This is a genomic window from Shewanella sp. SM87 (genome assembly GCF_025653705.1).
GTDB lineage: Bacteria > Pseudomonadota > Gammaproteobacteria > Enterobacterales > Shewanellaceae > Shewanella > Shewanella oncorhynchi.
This window is the reverse complement of the sequence record NZ_JAKKSC010000030.1, coordinates 41,378-61,097: the sequence shown is the minus strand read 5'-3', so window position 1 is coordinate 61,097 and position 19,720 is coordinate 41,378. Positions and strand designations below refer to the sequence as shown.

Here is a 19,720-nt window from a genome sequence, read left to right as displayed (position 1 = left end):
TCTTTAGGTAAATCTCGCCAAGGGATACCTGTTCTAAGGCGGTAAAGAATACCTTCGAATGTTTGTCTATGTTCAGGTTTGTCATAAACACGGCCTGTGCTTTTCATTAAATGAAATAGCTTTTCCCAGCGTGCATCGGTTAGCATAAGTCTTGGCATGGCTTGAGGTTATGGTTACTTTTGGCGAAGCAAATTATAACGTCTTGCCATGCTGTCTAAAAATTACTCTCGAAAGATCAACAGACCCTAGGCTGGATTGACTAAAGTAAATGGATTAAGTGCTCTTCAAAAAGGTAAATAAGCCAAATAAAAACGGGAGACCTTAAGTCTCCCGTTTTTAATCAAGATTACTGCAATTAAATCTTAAACTGTCACACTAAATCTTAAACTGGCCCACTAACTTGCCCAAGTTAATGCCTTCTTCCGAGACTGTCATACTGATCCTAGCGGCATCTTCGCTGGAATGAAGCAACTCGTTTACAATCTCTTGGATGGCATACACGTTACGGTTAATTTCTTCGGTTACTGAGCTTTGCTCTGTCGCCGCGGCCGCAATTTGGGTACTCATATCATTAATCGCCGTTACCGCTGAAGTGACTGAGCCTAAACTATCGGAAATCGTACGAGAAGAATCCACCGAACGTACACAGCTTTGCTGACTCTCTTCCATGGCTTTCACGGCTTGGGTCACTAGCTTATGCAGTGCCGATAACATCTCGTTGATTTCTAACGTGCTGGCTTGAGTTCGACTGGCTAAATTACGCACCTCGTCGGCGACCACAGCAAATCCACGACCCTGTTCACCAGCACGGGCCGCTTCGATGGCGGCGTTTAATGCCAATAGGTTAGTTTGCTCGGCAATACCGCCAATGACAGAAAGCACGCTGTTGATCTTCTGTGATTGCTCGCTGAGTGATTTTATACTGCCTGCCGCATTGTTGATTTGCGACATTAAAGACGCAATCTCCTCAAGCGAAGCATCAACACAACGCTGTGCATTCGCCACATCACCAGTAGCAGCATGAGTCGCTTCGGCTACTTGAGTGGTATTCTTAGCCACTTCGTTCGCAGTGGAGGACATCTCAGTGATTGCAGTCACCACCTGATCGGTTTCATTGTTATGACTCACCAACTGGCTCGACATGACTTTAGTTTGATCATGAATCGCATTGGCTGCCGTTTTTACTTTAGCCGTCGCGGTCGCGACATCGCCGATAATATGCTGAAGTTTATCGACAAAGAGGTTAAAGGAGCGCCCAAGTTGGGCAATTTCGTCTTCACCTTTTACGGTAAGTCGTTTGGTTAAATCTCCTTCGCCCTTAGCAATATCATTTAAGTTATCGGCCATATTCTTGATTGGCACGACCATACGGTGGGCGGCAATCATAATGATAAAGCCAGTAATACCCGTAAGGAAAAGCGCTATCAGCAAAATCGCGAAGGATTTTTCAGCCATTTGCTCAGTCACTGTCTCACGATAATCTTCAACAACAGCTTCAATATCATCGATATATGCCCCAGTACCTAACATCCAGTCAGTACCAGGGATCATCATGGCGTAACTGATTTTTTCAATCTGTTCATTAGTATTAGGTTTTTGATAGTAATAGGAGAAACTACCATCGCCACGTTTAGCGGCATCGAGCAGACCGACGATAATTTTGGTGCCGCGAGGATCTGTCATATCCATTTTATTTTGCCCTTCTAAACTCGGTATTAGGGCATGGAAAATATTTTTCCCTTGAGAGTCATACATGAAGAAATAACCCGCACTGCCAAAACGTATGTCTCTTAGCGCTTGATTCACATTCCCTTGTTCTTTTAACGATAATTGGTAATTCACTATACCAGCGGCAATTTCGGTAGCTTCTTTAATTTGTTGTTTACGTTCACCGACGAGCTTAGATCTAAAGGTAACCACCTCATCGGCAAGCGCATTTTGCTCGACATAATAAGAAACCGACATCAACACCAATAATGCGAGGATCAAAGGAAACAGCGATAGCAATAATAATTTATTGCGCAAACTCAACTTAGACATACTTGAATGCTCCAAAGGATTACAACTTGTATCTTCGGAGTATAGCTAAGATTGTTGTATTTCTATGCGCTTAAAGTAACAAAATCTTAATCTTGCTCAATAAACATTCGATTAATAACGACTCAGTTCAAAGCATATTAAGCAGCACACCACATACACTAAAGCCTAATACCAGTTGTAGCATGGGTGGTTTAAATAACTTTAATGCACCAAAACCGAGCAATACCAAGGCCATATCTTTACCTGAGAATACCGCCTGAGAAAACACGGGTTGATAAAGTGCTGCGGCAAGTAAGCCAACAACACAGGCATTCACTCCCGCTATCGCGCCAGCAATTTTTGGTCTTGCGGCAATCGCATGCCAACTTTGCAACCCCACCAGCATAAGTAAAAAACCGGGTAAGAAAATAGCTGCGGTTGCGATGCAAGCTCCCATGAAGGGCTTATCTAACATCACTTCAGCGCCTAAAAAGGTCGCAAAGGTAAACATAGGTCCTGGCACTGCTTGGGCAAAGGCATAACCTGTCAGAAAACGATCGCCACCTATGGTATCACCCACCGCAGTTTCCAACAGAGGTAGCACTACATGACCACCACCAAATACTAAGCTCCCTACGCGATAAAACTCACCGAAGATCCAAGCTTCAGATCCTAAATCCACGATAAAAAAACTGCCGATGAGCAACACGAAAAAGAGCAACAAATAGAAGTAATTCAATCGAATCGGTGCCAGCGCTACTGTGTCATCTTGGCTCGCACTCAATTTATAGATGCCGATAGTGGCGGCGCCAAGTAACAAAAGGATTTGCGTCCACATAGATGGCGCAATCAAAATTGCCGCGGCACTGACTAACATTAATAGGCGTGCGGATTTGCGTTGGCAGAACTGTTTAAACATGGCGAGAACGGCATCGGCAACCACAACGACGGCCATTAATTTAAGCCCGTAAATCATCCCTTGAACATAATGATTAGCGAGCCAAGCCGACGTTGTTACTGCCAGTAAGTACATCAAAATAAAGGAAGGTAGTGTAAAACCGGCAAAAGCAGCAAGCGCGCCAACAAACCCGCCTCTTTGATAACCAATGGCAAAGCCCACTTGGCTCGACCCTGGCCCCGGCATAAATTGGCTTAAGGCAACCAGACTGGCGTAACGCTTATCATCGAGCCAACCGAGTTCATTTACGAAGGTCTGGCGAAAATAACCAATGTGCGCCGCAGGCCCGCCAAAACTCATCAAGCCCAAGGTAAAAAAGCGTAGGAAAATCTGTAGCATAAATCGCCGCCCATTAATGCATAAAGTGCTGAAGATTATGCCACTAAAAAGACACTTTGATGAAGTTTCACGCGAGCAGCGCAGATAAAAGTATTGCAAAGACTCCACATGGTAGAGTCCTTAAGATAGTTTGAGCGGATTTCAAGAATCGTAAAACGAATAAGTACAAATGCTTAGTGATAAATTGATGAGCTAAAAATTAATCCTTCACCAACATGACTAGTACTTCGAAGTGATCCGTGTGGGGGAATAAATCAAATAGCTGCACTTTGGTTAAGTGATAGCCTTGAATATGTTCGAGATCTTTCGCTAAGGTTTGCGGATTACAGCTTGAATAGAGAATGGCCTTAGGGGCAAACTCGCTTAAAGACTGGCATAGCGCCTCGCCAATACCGCGCCTCGGCGGATTAACTATGATCAAATCCGGCTTATCGGCAGCGCTTTTACCCTTAGCAAAGTCGGTGGAATCGAGCGCCATAAATTGCACGTTTTCGAGCCCCATCATTTGCGCTGACATTTGCGCGCAGGCAATCGCTTCAGCTTCAATTTCAATCCCTGTGAGGGTAATGTCTTTGGATGCACAGTGCAGTCCGAAACCGCCTACACCACAGAAAAGATCCCATAACGAATGAGGTGAAAACTCGGCAACCCATTCACGGGCCGTTTGATATAACTGCGCCGCAACGTGTGGATTGGTTTGGAAAAAGCTCTTAGGCCGAATGAACAAAGGCACATGATTAAAACGTTCTTCAAGCCTAGTATTCTCAGTTAAGAAAATCTCTTCATCACCCTCAAGTATTGCCATATGAACCGGTTGGATATTGACTGACACCACTTTAATTTGCGGATATTCAGCTAATAATGCAGGTAATTCACGTTCGATACGTTCGATACTATTGGTGGACCGCAGTACAAACCGCAGTAGATATTCACCACGCACTTGACTGCGGGTCAGCAGAATAAATTTAAGTTCACCCTTGGCTCTATCTACCCGATAAGGAGGAAGTCCAGCCTGCTGCACAAAGCGTGTTAAGCGATGTAATAAATCTTGCATATCAGATGGATATAAAAGGCAGTCGCAAAGATCTACCGCCTCGCCACTTGGGCTCACAATCCCCAACACAGGCGCATGGGCGGCGCCTAAGGCCACCATTTTAGCTTTATTACGAAAGCCGCTGTCCTCGCCAATTACCGGCGGCTGAAAAATATCGGGCAAATTAGCTGGGATAAAAGGCGCGAGTAGTTGCTGTAAAATTTGAGTCTTAACCGCCACTTGCTGCACCATAGGCTGTTGTATATGCCGGCAAGAAAGGCACTGACCTTGGTTAAAATAACCACATTGCTTGGCGGTATTTACAATAGCAGCATTCACGGCAGATCCTAGATATCAGTAAAAAAGCGCCACACTGTAGCGGTTTTACAGGTAAAAATCACCTTGAAGCATATTCAAATCAGCATCAAGTGCATAATTCACGGCGCACTCAAGATAGGGTGAGTTTATCAACATCAGCAATAGACTGCCGCTTACCTATGGCCTTTTCAATCCATTCAAGCACTTCGGCTGAGGTACTGCGAAACGTCGTTAACTTACCGCCATATAAACTGAGTATTCGCGGATGGGAAATCGATGTTTGCATTAAGGTATCTCGCGGTCGCTCAAAGGCTTGGCTATTTTGCTTAGGCAAGACCCGAATACCACAGAAAGTTTTGGTTATTAGCGCCTTGAGCTCATCAATATCCGGCGTTAGTGGGAAATAATGTTTGTAGATCCCCAGCAGATAATTAATTTCAGATTCGGTCGCCTCAGGCGGCTTATCTAAAGAGGTTAATTCAGTTTCTGTGGTGCCGACTAAGGTTTGACCATACCAAGGCATCACAAATATTACCCGTTTATCGAAGCATGACTCTAAGTACAAGATGCCATCGGGCGCAGGAATATCCAGTAACACATGGGCGCCTTGCACCCAATCGAGTTCAACACCCGCAAGTGGGGGCAACACTTTACTCAACACCTCATTCACCCAAGGACCAGCGGCATTGATAACTAGACGCGCCTCGGCACTATGGGCCTCGCCCCTGTGGCTAAAACTCAGCTCACAGGTCTCGCGCTTGTGTTCCAACTCAAGAAATTCAGCCTCGGCATAGACTTCAGCACCCAGTGCCTGTGCGCTACGCGCCACCGCTTGAGTTAATAGTTTATCGTCGGTCTGCGCATCCCAATACTGAAATACGGCTTTTAATCCAGAGAGTTTTAATCCCTTGAAACGATGCCAATGCACAGCGGGTACTGACACAAATTGGCCTAAAGGATCAAATTCACTCAGCAGTGCATACATACTCAGTCCTGCGCGAATGGTCCAAGGACTGCGCTGACTGTTGTCGTACACGGGAATATAAAATGGCACAGCTTTAACAAGTGATGGCGCAAGATTGAGTAAATGTCGCCTTTCAAGCAATGATTTGCGGACTAAATTAATTTGTCCGGTTTCTAAATAGCGTAAACCACCGTGGATAAGCTTGCTGGAATTCGCTGAGGTTTGGCCGCCAATTTCGCCCTTTTCAATCAGCAAGGTGGAATAGCCCGCTGCTGCTGCATATTGGGCAATGCCGACACCGCTGATCCCACCGCCAATAATGGCTACATCGAAACAGGCCATAACTTACTCTCGCTACCTTCAATAGACGACTGACCCGCTGAGCCTCAAGCATACAACCCATTACACTCAGTCGAACCGCTAATAAGCGTTAATATGTCAATAAGTTAATCTTAGATCAAATCTCGACGATAAGAGTTTAATCAATACTGGCATGTAATTGCTTAAGTGCTTGATCGCACATAGTCTTTAAGGCTTTTAGTTCGCTCGCCTCGCCGCCGACTTTACAGCGCATCAAATGGGGAATTTCACTTGCCTGTGTTTTGAGGGAAAGTCCTGCAGGCGTTAAGGCCAGCACTCTCACGCGTTCATCCTGTTCACTACGACCGCGAGTCACTAATCCTTTAGATTCTAGTCGCTTCAGCAATGGCGTTAACGTGCCTGAATCGAGGAAAAGTTTATCGCCTAAGGTTTTGACACTAATCCCCTGCTCTTCCCATAGCACTAGCATGACTAAGTACTGCGGATAAGTTAGATCTAATTTGTCCAACAAAGGCCGATAGGCACGCACCATAGCATTTGCAGCACTATAAAGTGAGAAGCACACTTGATTCTCAAGACATAAGGCATTCTCTGTGCTGGTATTTTCGGCCATATCGACAGTATTAACACGGGTGTTGGGTTGAGTTGTTGCCATAGGAAGATCCAACAAATTAAATATATTGCGCACAATATACTTGCATTCACACCAAAGATCGAATTATAGTTTATCACAATTGAATTGCGCGCAATTTAAATCAATTTACTTAATCCTTAATCTTAAAAGGTCTAATACTATGAAAACACTTTATGAAACACGTGCCACAGCAAAAGCGGGGCGTCAAGGTCAAGTCAGCACTGATGATGGTTTACTGGATGTCGCTTTAGCCTATCCAAAAGCCATGGGCGGTAGCGGTCTTGCCACGAATCCTGAACAACTGTTTGCCGCAGGTTATGCCGCCTGTTTCTCAAACGCCATTCTGCACGTCGCAAAAATCGGCAAAGTGGATATTACCGAAGCGCCAGTCAGTGCAGTTGTTGGGATTGGTGCCAATGACGTCGGTGGTTTTGCATTAGCGGTTGCCTTAGAAGTCAGCTTAGATTTACCGCAAGAAGCCGCAGAAGCCCTAGTGCGTCACGCACATCAAGTTTGTCCGTACTCGAACGCCACGCGCAATAATATCGACGTGAAACTTAGCGTAAATGGCGTAACGTTAGGCTAACCATAACCCATCATCGACACCTGTTGATAACGTCAGAAATAGAGCACCCTCGGGTGCTTTATTCTTTATTAGCCAATAACAGCTCAAGCTGAGAATGAGTGTGCATCACACCATTTCACAGGGAGATAAACTGGTTTCAGTTCCCAAAAAATTATTATTCGCGAGTTAACTAACACTTCTTAATATCTAATTTAATCAAAATGATTGATTTAAGTAGAGTAAGAGATAATCGAACCGTTTGACGATACTTAAACCCACTCTCTGTGGGAGGCGCTATGACAAAATATCTATCGAAATTATCTCTCTTTTGCTCGCTATTATTCCTCTTTGCCTTTTCTATCCCGAGCTGGGCCGAGACAACACCCTCAAGCTCAGCGGATCGAACGTGGCATTATGTGAATGCTCAGGGTGAACTCAAAATTAAGCTGTATTTCTTTTGGTCAAAAACCTGTCCGCACTGTGCAGAGGCCCATCCCTTCATTGATTCATTACCGCAAAAATACCCTTGGATAGAACTCGAATCCCATAGGGTGTCAGATCCCGGCGTACAGGATATTTGGCAAAATATCGCCTCCAAAACCAGTACTGAAGCACGCTCAGTACCCTATATGGCAAGTTGTGAAAAGGCCATTGTGGGATATTCAAGTGAAGCGGTAACGGGTGAATTTTTAGTCAATCGACTGAAGAATTGTTATTTATCCCTTGGCGGTAAACTGAGCGACGCTGACCTCCCCACCAAAGGAGCCACCAGCACAACCACAAGCGCTCAAACAGATGCACCGCTCTTTGGCACTTGTGGCACAGATACTGGCGAAGGCACCTGTGATGCCACCAGCTTAAGCGAGCCCGTTGCAGAGCCAGAAGTTCAACCCGTTGAATTACCTTTAGTGGGAGTAGTGACACCTGAGACTATGTCTCTGCCGTTACTCACCTTAGTGCTCGCAGGTGTCGATGCTTTTAACCCTTGTGCCTTCTTTGTATTGCTATTTTTACTATCGATAATGGTTAATGCCAAGAGTCGCAGCCGCATGTTACTCGTCGGCGGGATTTTCGTATTCTTCTCCGGCTTTATCTATTTCCTGTTTATGACGGCATGGCTAAACATCTTCCAACTGCTGGGGGCAGGCAGTGATGGCGGTATGATCATTTTAGCGGCGGGTTGTTTAGCTTTGATCGCTGGAGTTATCAATATCAAAGATTACTTCTTTACTAAGGGAGAAGTAACACTATCAATGTCGGCAGAAAATCGTACGAGTCTAATAAAACGCATGGGGAAACTATCCAATTCCAGTAACTTAGGCGCGTTACTCATAGGTTCTACCGTATTAGCTATCCTCGCCAATGCCTATGAGTTACTTTGCACCGCAGGCTTCCCAATGATCTACACCAGTGTGCTATCTATGCACAATCTGCCTGACATTGAACGCTATATGTATTTGGTTTTATACAATATTGTATATGTGATCCCGCTGGCTATTATTGTTATCGTTTTCAGTGCGACCTTAGGCAAACGTAAGTTGACCGAAAAAGAAGGCCAAACCCTGAAACTTATGTCAGGCGTGATGATGTTGGGTATGGGTATCGCACTGGTTATTGACCCAACAGCACTGCAAAATGTGAGTCTGGCACTCGGATTGATCTTAGGCTCACTAGGCGTTACAGCAATAATTGTCATCGGCCGCAAACTGTTCACGGCCAAGGCAAAATAATTGCAGATTGGCAAATTCATGTGTAACGACTAAAGTTAACCGTGGGTTTGCCGATAAAGGGATCCAGCTTACAATCGAGGTTAGTTATGTCAATTTCACTGAATACCCAAGCTATCGCACCAAATCTAGAAAATGGTGCAATTGGCGTTAAGGTTGCTCAGTTAGCAAAAGAGCAGCAAAAAGCCGAAGGTAAAATCGCGGTAGATTTAATTGCAGCTGCGGCGCCAAAACCCGTAGGCAATGCAGGCCACAACATCAACACTACGGCCTAATTGTTAGCAATACAAAATCAAAAAAAAGCGCTCTGATTATCAGGGCGCTTTTTTTTTGTTATTTTCTCTAAAACGTCAGGCGAATTTAAGAAAAAGCGTTACCATTCACGTGCATAATAGTGAATGTCCACACCACAAATGCCAGTGGGATATGCACTAAGGCATAGAAACACTGATCGAGTCGCCCCATTCCTTTTGCTAACAAAATCAAATATAAGTGTAATCCAATCACCAAAGGAAATAGCGCTAACAGCGGATAGAGTGCGACAGGGTTTGCATCGGAAAATAAGCTGTGACTGAATAAAGCCCACGCCACCATAAAGGCGGTCGTCAACGGCGGCGTTGCAATGCGATATTGCTCTGGATAGGGAAACATCCTACGACCTCTGAGTCTCAATCAATAAATTTACGTTGTAGGTTTTCGCGCAATCAACTGGGCTTTATAACTGCTTTGAGTGGACTGCGGATCACATAATCGACCTTCAAAGTAATGTAAAGATTGCCAGTTAGCAAACACTGATTTGAGTTCATTTTCAGTAAGTAAGAAATCTGGGTTGCGTGGCCTACCTATCTGCGCCTGTTGCGTTGTAAAGGTTTCATAGACGATAAGGCCTGTGCTCTTAACCGCCTTAGCAATTTGTGGCAGTAATGGGCGATGCAGATAATTAAATACTAAGACAATATCGTACTCTTCAACCGGCAATAATGGTCCTGCCTCAGCTTCTAAATCCCTTTGTAATTTGTAAGCATTAGCCTGATCAATGTGTGACATGGCTGACAAATCTCGATCGATAAAAGTCACCTCAGCCCCCTGCGCTAAAAACCACAAACCATTACGCCCAGAACCGCAAGCGAGATCGAGTACCTTAAGTCCATCAAAACAACTCAAGTCTAAGTTATACACAGATGGATTAGGCCAAGCGAACTCTGTGATTAACGCGGCAGGCGTTAAAGTTGACGTATGGGTTACAGACATATCAATTAGCCCTTAATTTCTTTTTTCGAGTCAATTTGCCGACGATGCACAATAGAATAATGCCTGAGCCCTGCAGGACCATGGGACACGATAACTGACAAAAAAAGTATCACGATTAACAGCTCAGGCTTGTAATGAGCCAGCGGCACAAACAGGCCAAGCAAGCCTATTTTTACTAAAGTTAACACTCCCTTAAGCTGGATCAGCCAGCGCCAATCCCGTGCGATTTCCCACAACATTAATATGCTGCCCGTCGTCATCGCGAGATACCAATAACTCAACCATTGCACTTTATTTACATCTAATAAAATGCCACCACCAACACCAACGATCCCTAAAATATGTAATGCCCTTAAACTGGTTTTACTCAAACGTTGAAACCAAAAACGTTTTTCAGATATGCCTTGTTTGTGCATTACAACCCCTTAAGAATCAATTGCGTAACATTTAATTAAAATGATAATATAATTTTATACAATAAAGGCTTTTGAAATAACATTATTTATAGAATACATAAAAATAAATAAGCCATCACCTCAATATACAAGATTAAATTATAATATCTATAAAATACAAATAGATAAAACACGCTACCAAAACCATAATTCATACCATTTTTATTTTATAAAGTTAAAATCAATCCATTCAATATGTTAACTAACGCATATTATACCGTATTGAAGCAGTGATTAGTCTCAACTTCATTAATATTTCCCATCCGATTGCACATTTTAAATATGTTATTTTCGCTGTAACAAAGGTTATGTGATCTGAACACACATATACCTCTTTAGATAGTGCTAAATTTGCAAATGGAGAATGCTCTAACAGTGCGTGAGCTGCGTAAAAAATAAATATCACGCCACGATGAATAACCCTTATTAAGTAGATGAATGTACGGCGGAGGAACTATCATGTTCACAAGAAAGATTCAAAAAACAGCACTAGCCATGCTGATCTCTGGCGCTATGGCAGGTACTGCCTATGCAGCACCAGAAGTGCTAGCCGATTTTCACGGTGAAATGGGTAGCTGCGACAGCTGCCACGTATCAGACAAAGGTGGCGTCACCAACGACAACCTTACCCATGAAAATGCTCAGTGTGTTAGCTGCCACGGTGATTTAAAAGAACTGGCCGCCGCTGCACCTAAAGATAAAGTATCACCCCATAAATCTCACCTAATTGGCGAAATTGCTTGTACTAGCTGCCATAAAGGTCATGAAAAATCAGTCACCTATTGCGATGCTTGTCACAGCTTCGGCTTCGATATGCCTTACGGTGGTAAGTGGGAACGTAAGTTTGTGCCTGTTGATGCAGACAAAGCTGCTCAAGATAAAGCCATTGCCGCTGGCGCAAAAGAAACCACTGATGTCGTGATCATAGGTTCAGGTGGTGCAGGTCTTGCTGCAGCCGTTTCAGCCCGTGATGCAGGCGCTAAAGTTATCCTGCTTGAAAAAGAACCTATCCCAGGCGGAAACACTAAACTTGCTGCTGGCGGTATGAACGCTGCAGAAACTAAGCCACAGGCTAAACTAGGTATCGCAGACAAGAAACAAATCATGATCGACGACACCATGAAAGGTGGTCGCAATATTAACGATCCTGAATTAGTCAAAACCTTAGCCAACAACTCATCAGACTCTATCGATTGGTTAACCTCTATGGGTGCCGATATGACTGACGTAGGTCGAATGGGTGGCGCAAGTGTTAACCGTAGTCACCGTCCAACAGGCGGCGCTGGCGTGGGTGCACACGTAGCACAAGTTCTATGGGACAATGCAGTGAAACGTGGTACTGACATCCGCTTAAACAGCCGTGTAGTACGTATTCTTGAAGATGCGAGCGGTAAAATTATCGGCGTATTGGTGAAGGGTGAATACACAGGTTATTACGTTGTCAAAGCTGACGCTGTCGTTATCGCAGCGGGTGGTTTTGCGAAAAATAACGATCGTGTAGCTAAGTACGATCCTAAGTTAAAAGGCTTTAAAGCGACTAACCACCCAGGTGCTACAGGTGATGGCTTAGACGTGGCATTACAAGCGGGTGCAGCAACTCGCGACTTAGAGTTTATTCAAGCTCACCCAACTTATTCACCTGCTGGTGGTGTAATGATCACCGAAGCGGTACGTGGTAACGGTGCGATCGTGGTTAACCGTGAAGGTAACCGCTTTATGAACGAAATCACCACCCGTGACAAAGCGTCTGCCGCGATTCTGCAACAAAAAGGCGAAAGTGCTTATTTGGTATTCGATGACTCTATCCGTAAGAGCTTAAAAGCCATCGAAGGCTATGTGCACCTGAACATTGTTAAAGAAGGCAAAACAATTGAAGATCTGGCTAAACAGTTAGATATTCCAGCAGCCGAACTCGCTAAAACAGTGAAAGCTTATAATGGCTTTGTTAAATCAGGTAAAGATGCTCAATTTGAACGTCCTGATTTACCACGTGAATTAGTTGTTGCACCTTTCTACGCTCTCGAAATCGCGCCAGCAGTTCACCACACTATGGGTGGTGTTGTGATCGATACTAAAGCCGAAGTGAAGAGTGAAAAAACGGGCAAGCCTATTGATGGTTTATATGCAGCAGGTGAAGTCACAGGTGGCGTTCACGGTGCTAACCGCTTAGGTGGTAATGCTATTTCCGATATCGTTACTTATGGCCGTATCGCGGGTGCATCTGCAGCTAAATACGCTAAAGACAAAAAGTAAAATGCAATAACGGAGGGTTAAAGGACTAACCCTCAGCTCATATAGTACGACTTTCAATATGAGAGCCCTAGCTTGAACACTTCAAGTAAAAGCAGTCAATCAATAAGCGAGCCGTCAGGGGCTCGCTTTTTTTATTCCCAATTGATGATAAAGCTCACTCTTTTAACGGGGAATTTTCTAAGGCTAAGGACAAAAAGCCCTAACTCACTTACACTCTTTGCCAGATAATTACATCAGCAAACCCGTTAGGTGACTGAAATGAGAATTGGATTTTTTAGCGCAAAACATTACGACATGCAGCACTTTAACCGCACAAATGCTGCGTTTGGTGCACAAATTGAGTACTTCGATTATCGCCTCTGCATGCAAACAGTGAAGCTTGCCGAAGGTTTTGAAATTGTCTGTGCCTTCGTCAACGATTCACTCTGTGAAGAAGTTCTGGTCGAACTCGCTAAGGGTGGCACAAAAATTATCGCCATGCGCTGCGCTGGCTTTAACAACGTCGATTTAGTTGCCGCTAAACGCTTAGGCATGCAAGTCGTTAACGTACCAGCTTATTCTCCTGAATCCGTGGCCGAACATACAGTCGCACTGATGTTGACACTGAATCGAAAAATCCACAAAGCTTACCAACGCACCCGCGATGCCAACTTCTCCCTCGAAGGCTTAGTCGGCTTTAACATGTTCGGCAAAACCGTCGGCGTGATTGGTACAGGTAAAATCGGCGTAGCAACCATCAAGGTATTGCTCGGTTTTGGCTGTAAAGTCATTGCCTTCGATCCCTTTATCAATCCAGCGGTTGTCGCGCTGAATGTGGAATATCAAGATCTCGACTCTATTTATGCCAACAGCGATATCATCAGCTTGCATTGCCCGTTGACCGCGGATAACCGTCACTTACTAAACCAAGCCAGCTTCGCCAAGATGAAACCCGGTGTCATGGTGATCAACACCAGTCGCGGTGGTTTACTCAATGCTTTCGACGCAATGGAAGCATTAAAACTGGGGCAAATCGGCTCGCTTGGGCTCGATGTATATGAAAACGAAAAGGGCCTGTTCTTCGAAGACAAATCGAATGAAATTATTCAAGACGATGTATTCCGTCGTTTATCAGCCTGCCATAACGTGATTTTCACGGGTCACCAAGCCTTCCTCACCGAAGAAGCCCTAGGCGCCATTGCCAAAACGACCTTAAGCAATATAAAAGCACTATGTGCCGGTGAACTCTCAGGTAACGAATTGTTTTAACTGACAGATAAAATCCTGACTGCTAAAGTGAGGCTTCAACGTTTGAAGCCTCATAGAGGAATATAAATATGTTAGTGACTCAGGAAATTCAGGATATCTCCACACCTTCAGGGCTAATGCGCACCTATATCTATCGCCCAGATGCACAGGGAATATTCCCAAGTATCATCTTTTATTCCGAGATATTTCAGCAAACTGCGCCCATCGCCCGCACCGCCACTATTCTTGCTGGCCACGGTTTTGTGGTGTTAGTACCCGAAGTGTTCCATGAACTGAATCCTTTAGGCACTGTGCTGGCCTATGATGAATCGGGTAAAGATAAAGGTAACGCCGATAAATTTGCCAAACCCCTAGAACACCACGATAGCGATACCCAAGCACTGATCGATTTTGCCACTCAACAAACTTACTGCAATGGCAAAGTTGGCTCTATGGGCGTGTGTATCGGCGGCCACTTAGCCTACCGTGCCGCACTCAATCCCGCTATTTTAGGTGCATTTTGCCTCTATCCAACCGACATTCATTCCAACACCCTACCCTGCGCTTACGGTAATGACTCACTGAGCCGCAGCGGTGATATTCAAGGGGAATTAGTGTTAGTGTTCGGCAAGCAAGATCCCCACGTATCAGCAGAAGGCCGTGTTCTAATCCACCAGCAATTAATGGCGCTGAACCGTAACTTCACTTGGCTTGAAGTCAACGCCCAACACGCCTTTATGCGTGATGAAGGCGAACGCTATGATCCCGCACTCGCACTGCAAATGTACCTGCAAGCGGTAGCTTTTTTTCAAAGAGTGCTTCACTAGTTTATAAATTAAACATACAAAAATATTAAATACTTAAGGAAAGAGTAAAAATGAAACCCTATAAAAATTTATCCTCAAAAAACTTAGCATTACTATTAATGATTACCCGAGTAACAACCGTTGTTTCGTTATTAGCCGTCGTGCTTTCATTAATTGGCCTAGCGAGTCAGTTTTGGATGACACGTGGATTTAGCCTTAACTTTTGGTCGACAGTGGGCATAGCTACTCTTATCCCCTCTCTACAAGTGCTTTTGGGCTCTGGTATCATAGCTGCTATCATTGCATTTGAAGAATCCTACCGCCAAAAGTCTGAAGCCTTTATCGCCTCGTTAAAATAGCGTTCAGTAATTATCTAAAATACACCTAACGATCTAACTTTTTAAAATCAAATGAATCACTAAAACCTTAACTAATATTATGGTTTTAGTGATTCATCCTTTCATATATTAAACTACTAGTAAAAAGCAGATAATCACTATTCAGAATATATTTCATCGATAAAGCCATCTAAAACACCTATCTGCAAAAGGGGAAAACCTTCACCCCAAGAAATATCATATCCAATGGAAATGGCATTTGAACCTAGCTTACCAACACCAAGGCTGTATTCATTATTTGCATTAACTTCGATCAAGCATGGCAACAAAAATGTCCAAACATTGGATGAGGTGAGTTGGATTTCTGCAGGAACAATGTCTGAAGAGGTAAGAAAGTGAATAATCCTAGTGGTTGCATCTTTTCTAATCTGCTCGGCATTATTGATGAGTTTATCGAATGCCTCACATTGGGATACTGTTGGTCCCTCTTTTGTCCCCCAAATACGTATGAGAAAGCCATCCCCTAAATAAGGTATATCTAATTTCCTTTCCCAGATTTTTGATTGACCTTTTCCTGAAATATCACCAAAAGGAAAAATGGTTATTGACTTTACAAACATGCGAACTCCAAATAACTAAGGTTGCCAACTATGGCCAGATCTATCAAGTTTGTTAAAAATTATGTACACGTATAACTCTGACTGTTCTCAATTACAAAGCAGTCATTATCTCCTTTAATTTTCGTGAATATTTTTTGCTGCCTGGGACTCTTATTTTTTTAAGGTAACGTTCTAGTTCATCTTGTTTTTCAATTAAGAGGCAGAACTCAATAATGTATATCACCAAGAAATTTTTATAAAAAGGCAGTGTTGCGATAACATCATCATTGCTCTCTTGCTCATCTGGTGCATCAATAAAAGTATCAATCTTTTTATCGAAGAAACGAGTAAATAGTGGCATGTTCGATGACACTATCTTCTCCATCTCTAAAATAGAAAATTCGGCGGCGTTTATTTTTTGTGCATCATAGGCTAATAACACTTTAGGTAGATCACATTCATTCACATTTACTTTGCTATTCTTTTTTGCATAGACGAGTAATGAACTATAAAGTTCAGTATCAATCAATTTGCCAACCTCTTCTTCAATGACCATGTATCTATATCCTTTGTTACTCAGGATCAAACTTCTTCTTGCCTTCGAGTAACGCCTGACGTTCGGCTAAGGGAGTTTGATCGGCGAGCTTTAACACTGCCTTTTGCAGCATGAGGTTATTGGGATAAGTAATGGTATCGCCATTGTCGCGGTGAATAAGCACATGGAATAAAGCGATTTCGATGATCACTCCGCTAATATCTTCATCCTTATCAACCACTCTAATACGTTCACCGATACGGTAGGGAAACACGAAAAAGATCAGCACGCCAGCGGTTAAATTACTCAATATCGACCATTGAGCAACCAATGCTACGCCCATCACTGCAAAGGCGGATGACACAAATAGCGACACATCCTGATAGCCCAGTCCGAGCGAGACCGCCATCAATGACAGAGTAATAAAAAACATCACATAGGAAATAAAACGGGTCACTAAACTGGTCCGTGCAACACTCACTTGCTTCATTTGCGCGAGTTTTCTAACCCAATGGGTTAAGGCGCGCTGTAAAAAGATAAACACTGCAAGATAAATACAGGCAAGCAGGATTTGATTTGTCATAATAGCGGCTCAATTAACTAAAACTGTCTGAATTCTAACTTTTTTGCGCGAGCAGTTATAGCCCGTGCAAACAAGCCAAACAGCTAAATCGAGTAATTAATCCAATATGGCCGATTCTACCCTCTTACATGAAACCCAAGACGCACTAGGCCCGATTCGTGTAATCGATTATGACGACTCACGGATCCTGTCCTTTGGGGATAACGATGAGCAGAGTAAGATCCTCAAGGCGGCGCCCCATATTCCCCAGCACACTTATGTGCAAGCCATGTTGTTGGTTTTACTGTTTTGTAAGCCCAAGAGCGCTATTGTTTTAGGTTTAGGCGGCGGCTCGATTATTCACTCACTGCGCAATTTCGACGCGGCAATAAAGTTAACAGCGGTGGAATTACGCCCCGCGGTGATTGAGTTAGCTAAGCGCTATTTTCAACTGCCGATAGGTAAAAAGCTCAATCTTATCAATGATGATGCTATTGCCTTTTTAGCTGCTGGCGATCATAAAAAAGTGGATGTAATTTTTGCCGATATTTATACAGCCAAAGGCGTTGAAACAGGGCAGCTTTCGCCAATATTCCTTGAGCAGTGCACTAACCTCATCAAACCCAATGGGTATTTAGTGCTGAACTGCTGGAAAGAACATAGCCAAAATCGCGAGTTGTTAGCCGACTTACAACAACACTTTGCCCATGTGAACGCTTGTCTCACAGGCGGCGGTAATTGGGTGATTTTTGCGAGCCAATCGCCACAGCTTTTAGGCACCTCGGCCCTTAAAAGTAGTGCTCAATCTTTATCGCAACAATTGGGTTTTGCCCTTGATCGATCATTGACACGCTTTGGGCCTTGGATTTAATACTAATATCAGCAAAATAGCGTAAATTAGTTAACCCTAAGGCTGAGCTTTGATATTCTTCTCACACTTCCATGATATGAGCTGTCACCATGAAAAATAAGCACAAATTTATGTTAAGCGTTATGGCTCTGGCGTGCCTTAACTCTCTCAATGCTAACGCCGAAAGTTTTAGTTTTGACACTCGTAGCTCACTGAATTCAGATACATTAGTGCTATTCCAAAGCGCTGATTCTACTACCTATGGGATCGACTTTTTACCTCAGTCGACCCAAGATCAATTAAACCTAGCAACGGCGGATAATATTTTTTCCGGCAAACGGGGGGAAATCCTCGAGATTTTGGTACCCAGCGAAATTGATGCTAAACGGGTCTTACTGGTCGGCATTGGCGATGCAAAAAACTTAACGCCCGGTGACATTAATACCATCGGTGGCAATGTTGCGGCCAAACTCGATACGGTTCCCCAAGCCACAGTGCGTGTACTCACCCAAGGCTTAACTGCCGCGCCGCTATTTGCCTCTGAGCTTGCCCACGGAATTGAACTACGCAGTTATCGTTATACTCAGTTCAAAGCGAGCCCCCGTGCCGAGAAGAATTACCAAATCGCTGTCGATGATTTAAGTCGCAACCAAAAACACCATAAAAATCTGCAAGCGGTTGAAGCGGGTGTGTTTTTAGCGCGCGATCTGACAAACGCACCTGCAGACATTATGTATCCCGACAGCTTTGCTAACGAAGCCAGAAAACTTAAATCCCTCGGCGTTAAAGTCACGGTATTAGAAGCCAAAGATATCGAACGTCTACAACTGGGCGCCTTAGCTGCTGTAGGTAAAGGCAGCGAGCGCCCACCTAAGTTAGTGGTCGCCCATTGGCCTGGTAGCAAAGACGCGCCAATCGCACTGGTCGGTAAAGGTATCACCTTCGACTCGGGTGGTTACAATATTAAGGCGACAGGTACTTCAATCGCGCGGATGAAGTCAGATATGGCAGGTGCAGCCACTGTGCTTGGCACTATTAAAGCCATGGCGATTCAAAAAGCGCCAGTCAACGTAGTAGCAATTATGCCAATGGCGGAGAACATGGTATCGGGTCATGCAATGATCCCTGGTGATGTGATTAAAACCGCCCAAGGTCTCACCGTTGAAGTGCTCAATACCGACGCCGAAGGTCGCCTAGTGCTGGCCGATGGCCTCTGGTATGCCAGAGAAAATTATAAGCCATCAGTGATTATCGATGTTGCGACACTGACTGGCTCAAAAGTGAGTGCGTTAGGCAATGTTTACGCAGGCTTGTTTACCGATTCTGAGCCTTTAGTGCAGCAGCTAACTTATGCAGGTCAACAGGTTGGCGAAAAGGTCTGGCGCTTACCGTTAGATCAAGCCTATGCGGATGAGCTTAAATCCACTATCGCGGATCTCACAAACACAGGTAAAGAAGGCAGCGCTGGCGCTTCCTCTGCGGCCATGTTCTTAAAACGCTTTGCGGGCGAACAGCCTTGGGCACATCTCGATATCGCGGGCAATGCCTTAACCGCCACCGATACCGCTGTTGTGCCTGCGGGGGCAACAGGTTACGGCGTGCGCTTACTCAGCACTTGGTTAACTCAACCCAAAGCACAGAACTAGAACCTAGAACCTAGAACCTAGAACCTAGAACCTAGAACCTAGAACCTCAGTATCTTGTTTTAATTGTATTTACACTTTAAGGGATATCATTGATATCCCTTTTTTATGCTCGAAATTTATCTTATCTCAATCAACAAAAACCAGCCGGCTAAATCCAAACTACACCCAATCACGCCAAACCCGCAGCCGTCGCAGAAAAACCGATTGAGTCCGACCTAATCGCATCATCATTCTACTAAACCGATTAAGATAATAGTTTTTATCCGTTATCTTAATTTTAATCGAGTCGGTAATATGCTTCACATCGACAGGACGCAAGC

21 protein-coding genes are annotated in these 19,720 nt (G+C 44.1%); 9 read left to right on the top strand and 12 right to left on the bottom strand.

Translation table 11 applies throughout. The features are described 5' to 3' along the window. The 6 genes from L5M11_RS19345 to ohrR form a co-directional block, all read right to left on the bottom strand. Positions 1–158, bottom strand: a 158-nt coding sequence (locus tag L5M11_RS19345; RefSeq protein ID WP_259573881.1) for a transposase, incomplete at its 3' end; no start/stop codon positions are given. 217 nt (positions 159–375) lie between these two features. Next, positions 376–2,040: a methyl-accepting chemotaxis protein gene (locus tag L5M11_RS19340; RefSeq protein ID WP_113939838.1), complete on the bottom strand. Its 1,665-nt coding sequence runs from the start codon at positions 2,038–2,040 to the stop codon at positions 376–378. 127 nt (positions 2,041–2,167) lie between these two features. After that, a complete protein-coding gene (gene chrA / locus L5M11_RS19335) occupies positions 2,168–3,316 on the bottom strand; it encodes a chromate efflux transporter (RefSeq protein ID WP_263143383.1) in 1,149 nt (382 codons plus the stop codon). Between the two features lie 199 nt (positions 3,317–3,515). Further along, on the bottom strand, positions 3,516–4,688 hold the full coding sequence (gene rlmC, locus L5M11_RS19330) for a 23S rRNA (uracil(747)-C(5))-methyltransferase RlmC (protein WP_263143381.1): 1,173 nt from the start codon (positions 4,686–4,688) through the stop codon (positions 3,516–3,518). Between the two features lie 109 nt (positions 4,689–4,797). Then, positions 4,798–5,973, bottom strand: a complete 1,176-nt coding sequence (locus L5M11_RS19325) for a glycerol-3-phosphate dehydrogenase/oxidase (protein ID WP_263143379.1) — start codon at positions 5,971–5,973, stop codon at positions 4,798–4,800. A 136-nt stretch (positions 5,974–6,109) separates the two neighbouring features. Beyond that, on the bottom strand, positions 6,110–6,607 hold the full coding sequence (gene ohrR / locus L5M11_RS19320) for a hydroperoxide resistance transcriptional regulator OhrR (RefSeq protein ID WP_263143377.1): 498 nt from the start codon (positions 6,605–6,607) through the stop codon (positions 6,110–6,112). A 139-nt stretch (positions 6,608–6,746) separates the two neighbouring features. Between ohrR and L5M11_RS19315 the strand changes: the two genes are divergently transcribed. The 3 genes from L5M11_RS19315 to L5M11_RS19305 all read left to right on the top strand — a co-directional run bounded on the left by L5M11_RS19315 (position 6,747) and on the right by L5M11_RS19305 (position 9,153). Next, on the top strand, positions 6,747–7,172 hold the full coding sequence (locus L5M11_RS19315; RefSeq protein ID WP_263143375.1) for an organic hydroperoxide resistance protein: 426 nt from the start codon (positions 6,747–6,749) through the stop codon (positions 7,170–7,172). A gap of 275 nt (positions 7,173–7,447) precedes the next feature. Continuing rightward, the gene (locus tag L5M11_RS19310) at positions 7,448–8,881 is read left to right on the top strand and encodes a cytochrome C biosynthesis protein (protein WP_263185923.1); all 1,434 of its coding nucleotides are present in this window, start codon (positions 7,448–7,450) and stop codon (positions 8,879–8,881) included. A gap of 86 nt (positions 8,882–8,967) precedes the next feature. After that, the gene (locus L5M11_RS19305; RefSeq protein ID WP_028759392.1) at positions 8,968–9,153 is read left to right on the top strand and encodes a hypothetical protein; all 186 of its coding nucleotides are present in this window, start codon (positions 8,968–8,970) and stop codon (positions 9,151–9,153) included. A gap of 85 nt (positions 9,154–9,238) precedes the next feature. On the opposite strand, the gene L5M11_RS19300 is transcribed toward L5M11_RS19305, so the two are convergent. Genes L5M11_RS19300 through L5M11_RS19290 form a run of 3 tightly spaced genes read right to left on the bottom strand, consistent with a single transcriptional unit; the run spans position 9,239 to position 10,545 of the window. After that, the gene (locus tag L5M11_RS19300) at positions 9,239–9,529 is read right to left on the bottom strand and encodes a hypothetical protein (RefSeq protein WP_105250069.1); all 291 of its coding nucleotides are present in this window, start codon (positions 9,527–9,529) and stop codon (positions 9,239–9,241) included. Between the two features lie 30 nt (positions 9,530–9,559). Continuing rightward, the gene (locus L5M11_RS19295; protein WP_263193024.1) at positions 9,560–10,129 is read right to left on the bottom strand and encodes a class I SAM-dependent methyltransferase; all 570 of its coding nucleotides are present in this window, start codon (positions 10,127–10,129) and stop codon (positions 9,560–9,562) included. 5 nt (positions 10,130–10,134) lie between these two features. After that, positions 10,135–10,545 carry a hypothetical protein gene (locus L5M11_RS19290; protein WP_105250071.1) on the bottom strand — a complete coding sequence of 137 codons (411 nt, stop codon included), beginning with the start codon at positions 10,543–10,545 and terminating at the stop codon, positions 10,135–10,137. A 498-nt stretch (positions 10,546–11,043) separates the two neighbouring features. Here L5M11_RS19290 and fccA point away from each other — a divergent pair, with 498 nt between their 5' ends. The 4 genes from fccA to L5M11_RS19270 all read left to right on the top strand — a co-directional run bounded on the left by fccA (position 11,044) and on the right by L5M11_RS19270 (position 15,229). Further along, a complete protein-coding gene (gene fccA / locus L5M11_RS19285; RefSeq protein ID WP_263193023.1) occupies positions 11,044–12,837 on the top strand; it encodes a fumarate reductase flavoprotein subunit FccA in 1,794 nt (597 codons plus the stop codon). A 258-nt stretch (positions 12,838–13,095) separates the two neighbouring features. Then, entirely contained in the window at positions 13,096–14,085 is a 990-nt protein-coding gene (locus L5M11_RS19280) for a 2-hydroxyacid dehydrogenase (protein WP_263143368.1), read from the top strand. A 68-nt stretch (positions 14,086–14,153) separates the two neighbouring features. Next, entirely contained in the window at positions 14,154–14,891 is a 738-nt protein-coding gene (locus tag L5M11_RS19275) for a dienelactone hydrolase family protein (RefSeq protein WP_263193022.1), read from the top strand. 50 nt (positions 14,892–14,941) lie between these two features. After that, positions 14,942–15,229: a hypothetical protein gene (locus L5M11_RS19270; RefSeq protein WP_173246570.1), complete on the top strand. Its 288-nt coding sequence runs from the start codon at positions 14,942–14,944 to the stop codon at positions 15,227–15,229. A gap of 137 nt (positions 15,230–15,366) precedes the next feature. On the opposite strand, the gene L5M11_RS19265 is transcribed toward L5M11_RS19270, so the two are convergent. The 3 genes from L5M11_RS19265 to L5M11_RS19255 form a co-directional block, all read right to left on the bottom strand. Further along, complete coding sequence (locus tag L5M11_RS19265) at positions 15,367–15,828, bottom strand: hypothetical protein (RefSeq protein ID WP_263193021.1); 462 nt, start codon at positions 15,826–15,828, stop codon at positions 15,367–15,369. A 91-nt stretch (positions 15,829–15,919) separates the two neighbouring features. Then, the gene (locus L5M11_RS19260) at positions 15,920–16,363 is read right to left on the bottom strand and encodes a hypothetical protein (protein ID WP_263193020.1); all 444 of its coding nucleotides are present in this window, start codon (positions 16,361–16,363) and stop codon (positions 15,920–15,922) included. A gap of 16 nt (positions 16,364–16,379) precedes the next feature. Continuing rightward, positions 16,380–16,925 (bottom strand): mechanosensitive ion channel family protein, encoded by a 546-nt coding sequence (locus L5M11_RS19255; RefSeq protein WP_106651494.1) that lies wholly within the window; start codon positions 16,923–16,925, stop codon positions 16,380–16,382. Positions 16,926–17,031: 106 nt separating this feature from the next. On the opposite strand from L5M11_RS19255, the gene L5M11_RS19250 reads away from it, so the two are divergent. Both L5M11_RS19250 and L5M11_RS19245 read left to right on the top strand, forming a co-directional pair. Next, positions 17,032–17,775, top strand: a complete 744-nt coding sequence (locus L5M11_RS19250; protein WP_113939824.1) for a spermidine synthase — start codon at positions 17,032–17,034, stop codon at positions 17,773–17,775. Between the two features lie 89 nt (positions 17,776–17,864). Beyond that, positions 17,865–19,400, top strand: a complete 1,536-nt coding sequence (locus L5M11_RS19245) for a leucyl aminopeptidase (RefSeq protein ID WP_263193019.1) — start codon at positions 17,865–17,867, stop codon at positions 19,398–19,400. The last annotated feature ends 320 nt before the right edge of the window (positions 19,401–19,720 follow it).

Bases quoted from the DNA above. Each gene is read 5' to 3' on its own strand.
- L5M11_RS19255 (WP_106651494.1), bottom strand. From the start codon at position 16,925: ATGACAAATCAAATCCTGCTTGCCTGTATTTATCTTGCAGTGTTTATC.
- L5M11_RS19295 (WP_263193024.1), bottom strand. From the start codon at position 10,129: ATGTCTGTAACCCATACGTCAACTTTAACGCCTGCCGCGTTAATCACA.
- L5M11_RS19300 (WP_105250069.1), bottom strand. From the start codon at position 9,529: ATGTTTCCCTATCCAGAGCAATATCGCATTGCAACGCCGCCGTTGACG.
- L5M11_RS19265 (WP_263193021.1), bottom strand. From the start codon at position 15,828: ATGTTTGTAAAGTCAATAACCATTTTTCCTTTTGGTGATATTTCAGGA.
- L5M11_RS19275 (WP_263193022.1), top strand. From the start codon at position 14,154: ATGTTAGTGACTCAGGAAATTCAGGATATCTCCACACCTTCAGGGCTA.
- L5M11_RS19325 (WP_263143379.1), bottom strand. From the start codon at position 5,973: ATGGCCTGTTTCGATGTAGCCATTATTGGCGGTGGGATCAGCGGTGTC.
- L5M11_RS19270 (WP_173246570.1), top strand. From the start codon at position 14,942: ATGAAACCCTATAAAAATTTATCCTCAAAAAACTTAGCATTACTATTA.
- L5M11_RS19310 (WP_263185923.1), top strand. From the start codon at position 7,448: ATGACAAAATATCTATCGAAATTATCTCTCTTTTGCTCGCTATTATTC.
- ohrR (WP_263143377.1), bottom strand. From the start codon at position 6,607: ATGGCAACAACTCAACCCAACACCCGTGTTAATACTGTCGATATGGCC.
- L5M11_RS19260 (WP_263193020.1), bottom strand. From the start codon at position 16,363: ATGGTCATTGAAGAAGAGGTTGGCAAATTGATTGATACTGAACTTTAT.
- L5M11_RS19315 (WP_263143375.1), top strand. From the start codon at position 6,747: ATGAAAACACTTTATGAAACACGTGCCACAGCAAAAGCGGGGCGTCAA.
- L5M11_RS19340 (WP_113939838.1), bottom strand. From the start codon at position 2,040: ATGTCTAAGTTGAGTTTGCGCAATAAATTATTATTGCTATCGCTGTTT.
- chrA (WP_263143383.1), bottom strand. From the start codon at position 3,316: ATGCTACAGATTTTCCTACGCTTTTTTACCTTGGGCTTGATGAGTTTT.
- fccA (WP_263193023.1), top strand. From the start codon at position 11,044: ATGTTCACAAGAAAGATTCAAAAAACAGCACTAGCCATGCTGATCTCT.
- L5M11_RS19245 (WP_263193019.1), top strand. From the start codon at position 17,865: ATGAAAAATAAGCACAAATTTATGTTAAGCGTTATGGCTCTGGCGTGC.
- L5M11_RS19290 (WP_105250071.1), bottom strand. From the start codon at position 10,545: ATGCACAAACAAGGCATATCTGAAAAACGTTTTTGGTTTCAACGTTTG.
- L5M11_RS19280 (WP_263143368.1), top strand. From the start codon at position 13,096: ATGAGAATTGGATTTTTTAGCGCAAAACATTACGACATGCAGCACTTT.
- L5M11_RS19305 (WP_028759392.1), top strand. From the start codon at position 8,968: ATGTCAATTTCACTGAATACCCAAGCTATCGCACCAAATCTAGAAAAT.
- L5M11_RS19250 (WP_113939824.1), top strand. From the start codon at position 17,032: ATGGCCGATTCTACCCTCTTACATGAAACCCAAGACGCACTAGGCCCG.